Annotated in this window: 10 protein-coding genes; 6 read left to right on the top strand and 4 right to left on the bottom strand. The window is 52.9% G+C overall.

Features of this window, described 5'->3' with window-relative positions:
* Positions 1-2,088 carry an FUSC family protein gene (locus EZV72_RS00680; protein WP_137165437.1) on the top strand — a complete coding sequence of 696 codons (2,088 nt, stop codon included), beginning with the start codon at positions 1-3 and terminating at the stop codon, positions 2,086-2,088.
* A gap of 71 nt (positions 2,089-2,159) precedes the next feature.
* Positions 2,160-2,834: a hypothetical protein gene (locus EZV72_RS00685; protein ID WP_137165438.1), complete on the top strand. Its 675-nt coding sequence runs from the start codon at positions 2,160-2,162 to the stop codon at positions 2,832-2,834.
* A gap of 9 nt (positions 2,835-2,843) precedes the next feature.
* Here the strand turns inward: EZV72_RS00685 and EZV72_RS00690 are convergent, their stop codons facing one another.
* Entirely contained in the window at positions 2,844-4,217 is a 1,374-nt protein-coding gene (locus EZV72_RS00690) for a GntP family permease (protein ID WP_137165439.1), read from the bottom strand.
* Positions 4,218-4,353: 136 nt separating this feature from the next.
* On the opposite strand from EZV72_RS00690, the gene EZV72_RS00695 reads away from it, so the two are divergent.
* On the top strand, positions 4,354-4,863 hold the full coding sequence (locus EZV72_RS00695; protein WP_137165440.1) for a gluconokinase: 510 nt from the start codon (positions 4,354-4,356) through the stop codon (positions 4,861-4,863).
* Here the strand turns inward: EZV72_RS00695 and EZV72_RS00700 are convergent.
* Positions 4,860-5,858, bottom strand: coding sequence for a substrate-binding domain-containing protein (locus EZV72_RS00700; protein WP_137165441.1), 999 nt, complete (start codon positions 5,856-5,858; stop codon positions 4,860-4,862). The two genes, EZV72_RS00695 and EZV72_RS00700, sit on opposite strands and share 4 nt — an antisense overlap.
* Positions 5,859-5,933: 75 nt before the next feature.
* On the bottom strand, positions 5,934-7,388 hold the full coding sequence (locus tag EZV72_RS00705) for a M20 family peptidase (protein ID WP_137165442.1): 1,455 nt from the start codon (positions 7,386-7,388) through the stop codon (positions 5,934-5,936).
* A 133-nt stretch (positions 7,389-7,521) separates the two neighbouring features.
* On the opposite strand from EZV72_RS00705, the gene EZV72_RS00710 reads away from it, so the two are divergent.
* Positions 7,522-8,685: an MFS transporter gene (locus EZV72_RS00710; protein WP_137165443.1), complete on the top strand. Its 1,164-nt coding sequence runs from the start codon at positions 7,522-7,524 to the stop codon at positions 8,683-8,685.
* 4 nt (positions 8,686-8,689) lie between these two features.
* Here the strand turns inward: EZV72_RS00710 and EZV72_RS00715 are convergent, their stop codons facing one another.
* Positions 8,690-9,718 carry a LacI family DNA-binding transcriptional regulator gene (locus EZV72_RS00715; protein WP_137165444.1) on the bottom strand — a complete coding sequence of 343 codons (1,029 nt, stop codon included), beginning with the start codon at positions 9,716-9,718 and terminating at the stop codon, positions 8,690-8,692.
* Between the two features lie 396 nt (positions 9,719-10,114).
* On the opposite strand from EZV72_RS00715, the gene EZV72_RS00720 reads away from it, so the two are divergent.
* Together EZV72_RS00720 and EZV72_RS00725 are read left to right on the top strand one after the other, a co-directional pair.
* Positions 10,115-13,024, top strand: coding sequence for a TonB-dependent receptor (locus tag EZV72_RS00720; protein ID WP_137165445.1), 2,910 nt, complete (start codon positions 10,115-10,117; stop codon positions 13,022-13,024).
* An 82-nt stretch (positions 13,025-13,106) separates the two neighbouring features.
* Entirely contained in the window at positions 13,107-14,648 is a 1,542-nt protein-coding gene (locus EZV72_RS00725) for a glucoamylase family protein (protein WP_232364476.1), read from the top strand.
* Positions 14,649-14,684: the final 36 nt, after the last annotated feature.

Below are 14,684 nucleotides of genomic sequence, written 5' to 3' on the forward strand. Positions count from 1 at the left end.
ATGCAGCTGCCGTTACTTGCTGCCACCTTTCTGACACCCACTCGCGAAGCGGTTGTTTTCGGCTTCAAGGGCGTACTGTCGATGGCAATGGCGCTATTTATAGCTCTGTATTTTAACCTCGACAAACCCTACTGGGCGGTAGTTTCCGCCGTGTTTCTGCAAATCAGGCCGGAAGGCGGCATGGTCGTGGAAAAAACCGTCAGCCAAATCAGCGGAACGTTAATTGGCGGTTTGTACGGTGTGCTGGTGCTCAATTTTCTGCATGCAGCGCCGGTACCGGCTATGGGCGCGCTCGCGGTATGGCTGGGATTAAACTCGGCGATGTCAGCCATGGTTCGCCGGGTTAACTTTATCTACTTCTTTGCCATGGCCTGCGTCACTCCGGTGATTATCGTGCTGCTCACCATGGTGCAGCCTGCCAGCGTGACCAGCGAAAGTATCTTTTCTATTGCGCAGGCCCGGGTAACCGAAATCATTGTCGGCGCGCTGTGCGCCATGACAATCAGTATGCTGGTTTTACCCCGGCGGGTGAAAACTGCTCTGCAAACACAGGCGCGCACCTCTATCAATCACACGCTCAATTACCTGGTCCTGGAACTCGACCCGGCAGGCTCGCATGAAGCCCGCCATGAACGCATTGATGCCATACTGGAAATGCTTGCGGCACTGAACGATGATGCCAGCGCGGTTACTTATGAGGGTCCCTACGGACCGGGCCGGTCTCGTGCGGCAACGGTGATCTCCAATAAAATTCTGTCGCTTATTGCGGTCATCCAGGTGTTTGGACGGTTGCAGCGAAACCACCCCCATATACTGTCAGAGCAGCTTAAAGAGTTGCTTGAAGGGCTGCGCAAAGACCTGGCCCGTATCGCTGATTCGCAGGATTACGAGGAATGTTACCGGCTTGCTCAGCAGCAGCGTCGCAGTTTGCTAAAAAAGGCATCAGATTTAGACTCTTCTTCGCCGCTGGAAGCCCGGCTGGTGAAAACCGCCCAGGAAATGGTGGCCGAGCTGGTGCTGGTTTTGCGCGCTTACAATGCCTTATTTCGTGGTGAGCAGTCGCTGCTAAAAGCACCGCAGCACAGCCCGTACCGGGATCCCCTGATAGGCCTGGCAACCGGGTTTCGTACTTTTTTAGTGTTTAATGTGGGGGCGTTTCTATGGCTGTATACTGGCTCAACAGCCGCCGTGATGATGATGATTCTGCCGGTGATATTTTCTATCATGTTTGCCCGTATGCCCCCGGTAATAGTAAAAACTGCACTCAAACGTATGCTGATTGGCGTGGCGGTAGCGATCCCCACCGCGGTGTTTTTTGCTCTTAACCTGCTGGCACAGAGCACCGGTGAATATCCGGTGTTGATACTGGTGCTGGCCGGGCCGTATTTTCTGGGGCTGATGTTGGTTGCTAATCGCGCCACGCTGCCGTACGGGCTGGGTTTTTGTATTCCGTTTACCATTTTAGTGCGCCCGGCCAATGATATGAGCCAGTCGTTTGCCATTGATTACACCTTGAGCGCGGCGCTGTCGATTGTGGTGGGCGTCAGTATTCTGTACTGGGTGTTTCGTCTTATCACAGGGCCGGGTGTGCCGACCCTGCAGCGCCGTTTGCTGGCGGCGACCCGGCGGGATCTCAAGCGTCTGATTAAGCAAAAAGCGCCCCAGCACTGGTTCAACGCCAGGATGGGCGACCGTCTGTTGCGGCTGGCGAGTTACGATAAGGGGATGGCCAGCGAAGCCCGGGTAGTGACCGATCTGGGACTGACCGGTCTGAACATGGGACATACGTCAATCCGGCTGCGTAAGCTGGTACAAAGTATGACCGATGAGGACCTCAGTGACAGCCTCAAACGCTGGCAATATGCACTGGCAGATACCTTTACCGATGCCGCCAATGGCCGGCCGCTGCGCCGGTTTCGTCCGGCCTGTGAAGAGGTACTGGCGCAGCTGCGTAAACATGCCCGGCATGATAATGATCTGAAACTGATTGAAGGGATGTTTGAACGCTTAACCCTGACACTGGAGCGCACCGCGACCATGGTCCGGGAGCGCCAGCGTGAAATGGTCAAACCGGTGGCTGCGGTGTGAACTGACGATGATCCCTAATTGTGTTTGTTTAGTTAAAGTTTTAGTACAACTAAACTATGACAGGGACGATAATGGCGCATCTGAAACGCACCTTCACCTATCCGGTACTGGTTTTACTGGGTTTAATCTTGCTGGCCGATGCCGGTTTTATCTTTGGTCATCTGCTGCATAAATTTGATGTAGTCAGCCACCCGCATTTTTTACTCACCAAAGATCGCAGTTATTCTGAAGTATTTCAGTACATCAAAGAATTCTGGATTGCCTGCCTGTTTTTACTTGTTGCTCTTCGCACTCACGCGGTAATTTATGTGGCCTGGGCGCTGATATTTTTATACCTGCTGGCGGATGACTCGCTCGGATTACACGAATCGGTTGGCGCGGGGCTGGTACGTGCGTTTGAGATTCCCCGTGCATTCGGTTTGCGCGGTCAGGATTTTGGAGAGCTGCTGGTTACTGCTATTGCTGCCGGCATACTTTTTACGTTTTTATTTATCGCTTACTATTTTGCGAGTCAGAGCGCCCGTCAGCACACTCACTATCTGCTGGCTTTGGTCGCCGGAATCGGTTTTTTCGGGGTTGTGGTAGATATGCTGCATCAGATGGTGCCCTGGGGCAAAAGCCTGTTCGGACTGATTGAAGATGGTGGTGAAATGGTGATGATGAGTCTGGTCGTGGCTTACTGCCTTGCACTGGCTTTTCGCTGCGCGCCAGCCGGAGCGAAAAACGCCCAGCCGGCCACAGCCTAGCCACAGTTGCTAAAATACCACCGATAAACCGGCTGCCAGTAAAAAGGCAATACTGCCTAACAGGGTTTCCATGACAGTCCATGTTTTTAATGTGGTTTTTTCATCCATGCCCAGTAACCGGGACACCAGCCAGAAACCGGAATCGTTAAAGTGTGATAACACGGTGGCCCCTCCGGCAATGGCAATGACAATAAAGCACAGATCCAGCTCAGACAACCCGCTGGTGGCGCTGACTACCGGAGCCATGAGCGAGGCGGTGGTTGTCAGGGCTACGGTGGCTGAGCCTTGCGCCACGCGCAGACAGGTTGAGATAACAAATGCCGCGACAATCACTGGCATACCGGAGGCCGAAAGCAAGTCGGCCAGTGCATCGCCAATGCCGCTGCTACGCAGCACCCCACCAAACATTCCTCCGGCACCGGTTACCAGAATCACGGCACATATCGGAGCTAATGAGTCAGTACACAGCTTTTCCATATTGGCTTTGCCAAAGCGGTGGGTAAATAACGCCAGGCACAGTAACAAGGTCAGCAGCAGGGCAACCGGTGTGTTGCCCAACATGCGCAGGGTATCCACCCAGGCCAGATCATCGGCAATATAACCGGCGACCTGCAAACTGTTTAATCCGGTATCCAGAAATATCAGGCATACCGGTACCAGCAACACGGTCATAACAGTGGTAAAAGAGGGCGGATTGGACACCTTTTCATCATTTTTCGACTGATACAGCTCTGGCACGGGGATAACAAATTTGTTGCCAGCATAGCGGCTGTACAGATACGCGCCCAGATACCAGGTAATGACTGCCAGTGGCAGACCCGTAACCAGTAGCAGGCCGATATCCGCGCCAAGCAGATCAGAGGCGGCAACCGGGCCGGGGTGGGGCGGCACAAAGGCATGCATCACTGCAAAGGCACCGGCAACCGGCAGGGCAAAATGCAGTACTGAACCATTTACCTTGCGGGCTACGCTAAGCAAAATCGGCATCAGCACAATCAAACCGGCATCAAAAAAGATCGGAAAACCAAACATCAGTGAGGCGACACCAAGCGCAAATGGCGCTCGCTGTTCCCCAAAGCGGTTAATAAGCGTGTCGGCCAGCACTCGCGCGCCGCCGGTTTCTTCCAGGATTTTTCCTATCATACTACCCAGCCCCACCAGCAGGGCCACCGCGGCCAGGGTTGAACCAAACCCGGACATCATCACCGGCACAACTTTGTCGGTGGTAATGCCGGTTACCAGCGCAGTTAGCAGACTCACCAGAGTCAGGGCCGCGAAGGCATGCACCTTAAAGCGGATGATTAATATCATCAGCACTACAATAGCGCCGGCTCCGGTAGCCAGCAAGAACGCAGGGTCAGCAGCGTGAGTCACAGAATCCATAGATTGTCCTGTTTAAAATAATATTATTCACAATTAGTTTAGTTACCGGTAACATGTTACCGATAACATTTCTCACGTAAACAATTTTTTAACAGCCTAACCCAAAATTCATAGGTTTGGCCGAAAAGGGGCAGATATGGCAGCGACAAGTATCATTGTGATGGGCGTCAGCGGGTCGGGCAAAAGCACGATTGGCGCTGAGCTGGCCCGGGCACTGAAGATAAAATTTATTGATGGCGACGATCTGCACCCGCGAGCCAATATTGAAAAAATGGCTGCAGGACATCCGTTAAACGATGACGACCGGGCGCCCTGGCTACAGCGTATTAATGATGCTGCATTCAGTTTTACTCATAAACAGGAAGGCGGTGTGATTGTGTGCTCTGCACTCAAAAAAGCCTATCGTGATGCTATCCGGCGGGATAATCAGAATCTGGTGTTTGTTTTTCTGGATGGAGACGAGGCAATGATCGGCGAGCGCATGCGCCAGCGCAAAGGCCACTTTATGAAGCCCGGTATGCTGGATAGCCAGTTTGCCGCCTTGCAACGCCCGACCGAAGAGGAAACCGATGTTCTGACTATTTCGATTGCCCCGCCGGTGGAAGAAGTCGTCAGTAATATTGGTCAGGCGCTAGCCGAATCCTAGCCCGTCATGCCATGAGTAAAGCTGAAACCAACATCATGGTGCTGTCTGGCCGGCCGAACACCGTTAATCGCCTCTAACAGGTAGCGGGCACTGATTTGACCGATTTCGAACCGGGGCGTGATAATGCTGGTGAGCATCGGCGTCACGGCTTGTCCGATATCCAGTCCATTGTAACCAATAATTTTCATTTGTTGGGGAATCGCAATGCCCTGCTCGTGGCACCAGAAGATGACACCGACCGCCAGGTCGTCGTTGGTGCACAGCACACCGTCAGTCGCCGGGTAGTCGCGCAGCGCTGACTCAATCAGCTGACGACCGGCCGAAAAATTAGATGCCTCAGTGGTTTTGACCGTCACCGGCTGCCGGTCCGCTTCAAGCATCGCCTGCGCATAGCCTGCCTGGCGCAGCAGGGTACGGGTATCCATGCGGGCGGCCAGATACACCGGAGCCCGACAGCCTTGCTCAAGCAACCGCCGGGTGGCTTGCCGCGCTGCCTGCTGATGGTCCAGCCCCACCGCCATATCCAGTGGCAAGGCAGGTAGTTCCATGGCCTCTACCACCGGAATGCCGGCCTGTTTGAGCATCTGGCGGGTTTTATTGGTATGCCGGGTTTCTGTCAGAATCAGCCCATCTACCTGATAGGACAGGAGTGCCGCGATTTTATCCTGCTCCTCGTATTCATCATAACTGGTATGGGCCAGCAGAGTGTCGTACCCGCATTCACGGGTCACAGACTCCACGCCCTGTACCAATGCCGAAAACACCTGATTGGATAATGACGGAATCACAATGCCGATGGCTTTGCTTGATGCCCGGGAAAGCATGGACGGCGCCCGGTTCTGAATATATCCCAGTGTATCAATGGCGGCCTGGATGCGGGTGCCGGTTTGAGCTGCCACAGCATCAGGCTGACGCAGGTAACGGGACACGGTCATTTTGGTTATGCCAACAGCATCTGCAATATCCTGCAGTGTGACACGTCTGGGTTTACTCATACACCTGATGCTTTGTTAAAAATGTTACCTGTAACATTATGCCTGAATCAGCGCAGCATATCAGCCACTCAGGCATTACAAATTGCGCATCAGTGACGAGTAAAATAAGACGGCATTTTCCATATTTTCAACCGTAATACGTTCGTTTACACCGTGAAACCCTTCCAGATCGTCATTATTTATCACCATCGGGTTAAAGCGGTAGGCATCTGTGATGGTCGCATAATGATGACTGTCGGTTGCCGCGATGGTCAGCCCCGGGGTAATAATGCTATCCGGGTATACCCGGGCAGCGGCCTGACTTAACAGCGTAAAGGCCTGATTGTTATCCGGTGCCACAGGCGAAGGCTCAAAGCCTTCATCCACGGTCACATCAATGGTGTTGTCGTCGACTACCTGCCTTACCCAGCTAAGAACAGTATCTACGGAATCTCTGGGGTGCAGACGAAAGTTAATTTTGGCGGTGGCAGTATCCGGCAATACATTGGCTTTAATACTGCCGCTAAGCATGGTCGGCGCGGTGGTGGTGCGCAGCATGGCATTGCCACTGGCCGACTGTCCTACCACCTGCTCAATCACCGGCCCGAATAGCCAGGTATTGGCAAACAGCAGGCGTTTTGTGAAATCCATGTGTTTGGCAATATTGCTGTACATGGTGGCTGTTACACCTTGCATGCCGCCGGGTAACGGAGCATCCTGCACCCGGGTAATGGCTCTGGCCAGCGTGCTGACGGCGGTATCCTTTGGCGGCATGGAGCTGTGACCGCCCTGGCCATGGGCGGTCAGGGTCAGGGTTAAAAATCCTTTTTCTGCCACATTGATACTGGCAATCGGTTTATCCATGCCCGGCACCAGCCCATCCAGTACAAATGAGCCTTCATCAAGCGACCAGGCCAGCCTGATGTGCTGGTCGGCAAACCACTGGGTTACCGCTTTGGCCCCCAGCTCACTGCCAGATTCCTCATCGTGGGTCAGCGCCACATAAATATCCCGGCTGGGGGTAAAGCCGGCGGCCATGGCGGTTTCCATAGATTCCATTAACGCCACCACGGCGCTTTTGTCATCCAGCGCACCGCGCCCCCAGATCACACCATTTTCCACTACCCCGGCAAACGGGGGATGGGTCCAGTTTTGCCGCGTTTGCGGGTTGACCGGTACCACATCATAGTGGGCTGAAAACAGCACCGGCGCACCCGCGCTGTCTTTGCCCGGCCAGCGATACAGGCGGGTATACTGATTAATCGGGGTCAGTTCAGCCTGGCGGTGCACCTGCGGATAGGTGGCTTCCAGCCAGCGTATAAACTCATCAAACGCAGCGGTATCGGCATTAGCCGGATCTTCATGGGACAGGGTTTTAAAGCGAATCGCCTGCGACAGATGCTTAACCACGTTAGCGGTATCAGGCCGCTGAGTCAGTGGTGTGGTGTCTGCCGGTACCGGTTCAGCCGTAAACATGACGGTTCGGCCAATGACCACCGCCACTAATAAAAGCAGTGCCAGCAGCACTGTCAGCCCGATACGTCTGGCCATATACAATCCTTTTTTGAGTTAACCGGTGAAGCCTTTAAACCGGCGTTTCGGTGGTAACGAATTTTTTTCATTTTGCCTGTGGGCACTATACACTGCAAAACATCTATCCAGAAAGTCGCCTTCTGTAATAACAATGACATCGACACCGGCTGTACCTTACCTGCGCTTATGTTTTTATTATTTTGCCACCTGCGGACTGTACGGAGCGATGCTGCCTTACTGGATGCTGTGGATGCGCCACCATGGGTATTCAGCCGTAGAGATTGGCTGGGTAACCTCGGCGCAAGTGCTGATGACTATTGCCGGTAGTTATTTCTGGGGCATGCTCAGTGATAAAACTGGTCAGCCCATGCGGATTGTCAAAACTGCGCTGAGTCTATCGGTATTATTGTTCAGCGCTATTTATCTGGTGCAGGACAGCTACGCCGGTATTTTGCTGGTTATGGCCGGCAGCAGTTTTTTCTGGCAGGGGGTATTTGCCCAGTTTGAGCTGGTCACCCTGCGTCATCTGGCTGAGCAGTCATCCCGCTACAGCCTGATTCGGCTAACCGGCTCTGCCGGGTTTGTGTTGTGTGTCTGGGGAATCGGACAGCTGCTCAGTGTGTTTCACATTACCCTGCTTCCCACCCTGATTCTGATTGTCATGGCTACCTTGTGGCTGGCAGGTATGCTTAATCAGGGCGGTGCACGACCACAAAGTCAGACAAGCTCGGTGCCGGTCTGGCCTATGCTCCGACAGCCGGCCATACTGGTGATGGTGGTGCTGTTTTTTTTGTCCAACGCCAGTCATGGCAGTTACTACGGCTTTTTCAGTTTGTATCTGGAAGAGCACGGTTTTGCCGAAGACACGATCGGGAATCTGTGGTCAGTGGCGGTTATCTTTGAACTGTTACTGTTTGCAGCTCTGCCCTGGGTGCTAAAGCGGGTTTCTATCAATATTATTTTGCTTATCAGTCTGGCACTGACCGCGGTGCGCTGGGCGGTAATGAGTACCAATCCGGATGACCTGTGGGTGCTGGCTGGCCTGCAGGTCATGCATGGCTTTTCGTTTAGCTGGGTGCACAGCATTGCCATTATGCTATTTAAACAGTTTTTTACCGGTGACACCGAAGGGCGTGGTCAGGCTCTGTATGGCGGCATTTGTGTTGCAGGCGGCCAGGCCACCGGGATTGCCTGCGCTGGCTGGTTGTGGCATTTAGGTTCAGGGGTTACCTTTGGAATCTCGGCGGTGGTGGCCCTGGCCGCTACCGTGTTGGCGCTGTGGGTGGTCTGCAAGCAGCGCCAGGCCGCCGTGTAGCGGCTTAACGTGGGGCGGTACTCTGGCGAATAATCAGCGTGTGCGGCAGCAGGTGTGTGCGGCTCTGTGGCGGAGAGCCTTCAATAATGTCCAGGAGCAGCTGGGCGCAGCGTTCACCAATCAGGGCCAGTGGCTGGGCCACCGTGGTCAGGGGCGGAGCCAGATATGCGCCCAGTTCAATACCATCCACACTCACTACCGACACATCATCGGGCACCTGATAGCCCAGCTCCCGTAATGCATGTAACGCACCAATGGCCGCCAGATCACCAAAACAGAAAATAGCGGTAGGGCGCTGCTTGCGTTGCATCAGTGCCTTTACACCGGCCACCCCAGATTCGGTCGAATAGTCACCATGGTAAATCTGATGGGCAGCTACCGCTAAACCGTGCTTTTGCATAGCCTGATAAAATCCCTGCAAGCGTCGTTCACTGCTGTTCAGCTCTGCCGGGCCGGCCAGTGCTGCAATGTGTGTGTGACCCAGTGCAATCAGATGTTCAGTTGCTTCCTGGCCAATCGCAAAATTATCCACGCCGACTTTGACCACATTGTCGTTATCACATAATTCGGAAGCATTGATAATCGGCGGCAGTTTATCATCTGGCACTGACACAGGAATACGGGCAGAGTTGGTGATAATACCGTCAACCTGGCGCGAGTGCAGTAAGTCAGCAAAGCTTTTTTCCAGGGCCGGATTGTCCTGGGTATCGTTCAAAATAACCGAGTAACCCCGCTGCATGGCGGTTTGCTCAATACTGCGTACTACCGGAGCAAAATACGGATTGGTAATATCCGGCAGCATCACGGCAATATTTCGTGAGCGTCCCTGCCGCAGGCTGGACGCAATTTTATTGGGCGCATAGCCCATCTCGGCTACCACTGCCAGGACTCTGTCTCTGGTTTTAAGCGATACCCGGCCCGGGTTGTTCAGTACTCTGGAGACAGTGGCTTTACTCACACCGGCCTGAGCGGCGATATCCTGCATCGCAATGGCGTCCGCGCTGTGTTTCATCATTTTCCATTTTTTCTGCATTTGCTGTCTTTACTATGACTCAGCGCTACTTTGTTGGCAAACACTTTGGAAACCGATTTCATCTTTGATTAACAAACCTGACTAAAGTGATTTGATTTTTCAGGTTGTTTTGCTTTCCATATCCTGCTGATTTAATGATCTTTTATTTCTTTTTTTATGCTTGTTGATTCGTGTAGGTTAATAAAATGTTATTGACATTAAACTTTTGGCTAATTACATTGCTTGGAAATCGATTACATTTTGCTTGCCAGATCAGGCATACAGATGAAAAAAGTTGCTACCTAGCAGGCATTAAGATCTGCCAAACACAGACATCGCGAGGCCTGGAGCTAGAGTAGTATCCGGGGTGGCTACCGGCCCGCAACATTATTCTCTATTTAAAAGGCGGAGATACACATGATGACGGGAACACACTGGCTGAAAAAACGGGCTCTGGTGGTCGCGGTTGCCGCGAGCTTGTGCAGCACCACCGTAGTGGCGCAAATTGAAGGGGCGACCCTGCGCGGCAAACTCAACGGTACAGAAGAAACCGTGCAGGGCGTAAAAGTGACCGCCCGGGATAGTAAACGGGGCTATGTCAGTACCACCACCACCCGCGAAGACGGTTCGTATGTTTTTGTAGGGCTGAAACCCGGCACCTATGAGATTGCGGTAGATAATCGGCTTGAAACCATTACCCTGAGGGTGGGGCAGACTGCCCGGCTTAATTTTACTGTCGGCGATATGCCAGAACAGGACTCGCTGGAGCGCATCACGGTGTCCGGTTCCCGGGTCCAGAATTTTGCCGGAGGCGAGGTGGGGACCAATATCACGCCGGAACTGATGAAACGGTTGCCACAAAATAACCGCAATTTTCTGGCCTTTGCTGATTTAGCTCCCGGTGTGCAGGTGAATACCGGTGCCGATGGCAGTGTGTCGCTAAGGGGTGGTGCCCAGCATCAGCGCAATGTGAATGTCTTTTTAGATGGTGTAAGCCAGAAAGACTATGTACTAAAGGGCGGCGTGACCGGACAGGACTCCAGCCGTGGAAACCCGTTTCCACAAAGCGCGATTGGTGAGTACAAGGTGATCACTCAAAACTACAAGGCTGAGTATGATCAGGTAGGCAGCACCGCAGTGACCGCAGTGACCCGCTCAGGTACCAATGAGTTTGAAGGAGAAGTCTTCGTGGATTACACCGATGAAGGCTTGCGTGAAGCTGAACCTAATGAAACTGACGGCAAGGCAGAGTCAATGATTCGGCATACTGGCGTGACGCTGGCCGGCCCTATTATTAAAGATAAACTGCATTTTCTTGTATCCTACGAACGTAAGACCATTAACCAGCCTTATGATGTTACCGGTGGTGAGGGCGTGGACTTTATTACCCTGCCTGCTCAGTATCAGGATTTGCTGGGCCGGGTCACCTCAGGTTTTGAGGAAGATTTATTCTTTGGCAAGCTGGACTGGCGTATCAGTGAGGACCAGGCACTGGAATTTTCCGCTAAAATCCGCGATGAGTCAGATGTATCAGGCTTTGGCGGCGCCAGTACCTACTCCTACGGGGTCAATCGGGAAGTTCAGGATCACCGTTATCATCTAAAACATACCTACACCCAGGATGCCTGGCAAAATGAGTTTCGCCTGACCTATGAAGATACCTCATGGAGTCCGCGTCCGACTACCCTGGAGCCGGGTATTGTGCTGCAAACCGCGCAGCAGCAGAGTATTTTAAATTTAGGCGGCGGCCGGGATTTTCAGGATAAAGGCCAGCAGGGCTGGGGTATTCAGAACGACTTTACCTGGCTGGACCTGGAATGGCACGGCTATCATGTGATTAAAGCCGGTATTAAATATAAAAATATTGAACTGACCACCCTGCAACAACAGCCTTATAACCCTCAGTATACCTACAATGTTGAAATTAACGGCCCGGATACGTTTGCGCTGGAGCAACCGTTTCGGGTGGAGTGGGGCGTACCGGCTGCCGGTACCGTAGGTGGTGCGGTGGTGGCCGACAGCGAGCAGTTTGGTATTTATATTCAGGATGACTGGGAGGTGACCGACCGGCTGACCCTGAATATCGGTATTCGCTGGGATTATGAAAAAGTGCCCAGCTATAAAGATTATCAGACACCGGATGAACTGGTGAGCGCGCTTCGCGACTGGCCAAATATAGAAAATGCCAACTACGATATTGAAAACTATATCAGTACCGGCAGTGAACGGGACTATTTCACCGGAGCCTGGCAGCCGCGTATCGGCTTTAGCTACATTATGGACGATGAGCAAAACCACATGTTGTTCGGCGGCTATGGCCGCTCCTACGACCGGAATCAGTTTGATTTTGTGCAGCTGGAGCAAAGTGCCGGGAGTTTCCGCTCGGTGAATTATCAGTTTACCGGTGATGCAGCTAACCCCTGTGACACCAGCTCGCCCAACTGTATTGCCTGGGACCCGGCGTACCTGACTCAGGCCGGGCTCGACCAGCTGGTGGCCAATGTTCAGTTGCAGGGAGAACGGTTCTTATTGCCAAACGAGCTTGATATGCCTTACTCCGACCAGCTCAGTCTGGGAGTGCGTAGCTTTTTTGGCGACTGGAACTCTGAGATCAGTGTGGCGCATATCGCCAGTAAAAATGGATTTAACTGGGTGCTGGGCAATCGCCGGGAAGACGGTACCTTCTTTGAACCTGGCCGCAACTGGGGACCGCCCTGGGGATTTGGCGTACCTGGCTGGGGCAATCTGCTTTTAGCAACTAATGACGGAGAAACCCGGGCAAACAATATTTACTTCAAACTTAACCGGGCGTTTAAAGATGGCTGGAGTGTAAACCTGGCCTACACCTTTAGTGACGCCGAAGAAAACCGGGTATACAACGAGGTTTTTGCACTGGACTACGAAAGTGTCAGTGATTATGGCTGGAGTGATGCGGTGGGCGTACCGGATCACAGGGTGGTGCTGACCGGCTCCTATGACTTGCCCTGGGGTATTGCTATGACCGGTAAGTTTACCTGGTCATCTCCGGTGTCTTATCAATATCTTTATTGCGGGCCGGATGATAGCTGTGCTTATCAAAGAGCTGAACCGGACGACAGTGAATATCACCGTTTTGACCTGGCACTGAGCAAAGACTTTGCCACTGACTATATTATAAAAGACTCGGTATTCTGGGTACGCTTTGATGTGCAAAACCTGTTCAACACCACCAACTATAACAATTTCTATCTGAATCCTGATGAAGACAACTTCCAGCAGGCTAATTCGTTTAGTTCGACCAACGGCGGTAAGCGTCAGCTTAAATTGTCTGCCGGCTGGCAGTTCTAGAACTGGATTAAAACGCCGCATCGTCAGGCCCTGTACAGTGGGCCTGAAGGCAGTGGTTAACGATGTAACAGAAGGATTCAATATGCGGTTTTTATGCATTGTGCTGGGAATGTTGTCATGGGCTGCGCAGGCCACCTCGCTGGATATTCAGGCGTACGACAGCCATGTAGAGCTGAGCTGGTCTTCAGCCGGCCAGGAAGCAGTAATAGAACGTAAAACCTCAGGCGGCTGGGAAGTGATTGGTACTGCCGCCCAGTCGCCAATCATTGATTTTATGGGTCAGCAAACCCATGCCGACTACCGGGTGCGTACGTCGCAGGATAATAAAATACTGACTACGGCTAAAGCGGCTACCCACCCGATGGACGATGAGGCGTTACTGGAAATGGTACAGCGCTATACCTTCCGGTACTTCTGGGACAACGCAGATAAACAGACCGGCTGGATCCCAGAGCGCAACCCGGGCATGCAGGAGGGGAATATCGTGACTACCGGCGGCACCGGGTTTGGTATAGCTGCGATTATTACCGGAGCACAGCGCGGCTGGATAACCCGTGAGCAGGCGGTTTCAAGATTACAAAAGATGACAGCAGCGCTGACCCGCTTTGAACGCTTTCACGGTATGTGGGCACACTGGTATAACGCTAATACGGGGCAGGTCTTCAGCTTCAGTGAGTTTGACGATGGCGGCGATATTGTTGAGTCAGCGTTTATGGCACAGGGGCTGTTAACCGCGCGGGCGTATTTTACCGGCCAGAACCCGGCCGAAACACAGCTGCGCAAAACCATTACCAGCTTATGGGAAGGCATGGAATGGGACTGGTACACCCAGGGCGACAATGTACTGTACTGGCACTGGTCGAAAAACCATGGCTGGAAGATGAATCACAAAATCACCGGCTATAACGAAGCCCTGATTGTGTATGTACTGGCAGCGAGCTCTCCCACGCACCCGATTGACCCGAAGGTGTATCACGAAGGCTGGGCTGGCTGGCAGGTTGATACGTTTCGTAACTACCAGGATTACTATGGAATGGCCTTGCCGCTAGGGCAAAAAGCCACCAAAGGCGGGCCGCTATTTTTTGCTCACTACAGCTTTATGGGCCTGGACCCCCGTGGTTTACGTGATCAGTACGCTAATTACTGGGAGCAAAACCGGCGTCATACGCTGATAAACCGGGCTTACTGCATAGATAATCCTTATGGATGGCAAGGATATGGCGAGGATTTCTGGGGGCTGACCGCCGGCGATCGGGTACCACAGGGTTACACCGCCCATGCACCGGGGGCAGGGCGGGACGAAGGCACTATCACGCCCACCGCAGCGTTATCATCCATGCCTTACACGCCGGATGAATCTATGCAGGTACTCAAAAACCTGTATCGGCAGCACGGCGCAGTGTTGTTTGGGCCGATGGGGTTTTATGACGGCATTAATCTGAGCGTATCTGATGACCCGCAACAGCAGGTACGTAAAACCTATCTGGCGATCGATCAGGGGCCGATTATTGGCATGATTGAAAACCACCGTTCTGGCTTGTTGTGGGATACCTTTATGCAGAATCAGGAAGTGCTCGACGGGTTACAGCGGCTGGGCTTTAGCCGGGATGCACCGATGCCGTAGTACCTGAGTCACCGCGTCCGATATTCGCATTTTTGT

The sequence above is a fragment of the Salinimonas lutimaris genome (genome assembly GCF_005222225.1).
In the GTDB taxonomy this organism is placed as follows: domain Bacteria; phylum Pseudomonadota; class Gammaproteobacteria; order Enterobacterales; family Alteromonadaceae; genus Alteromonas; species Alteromonas lutimaris.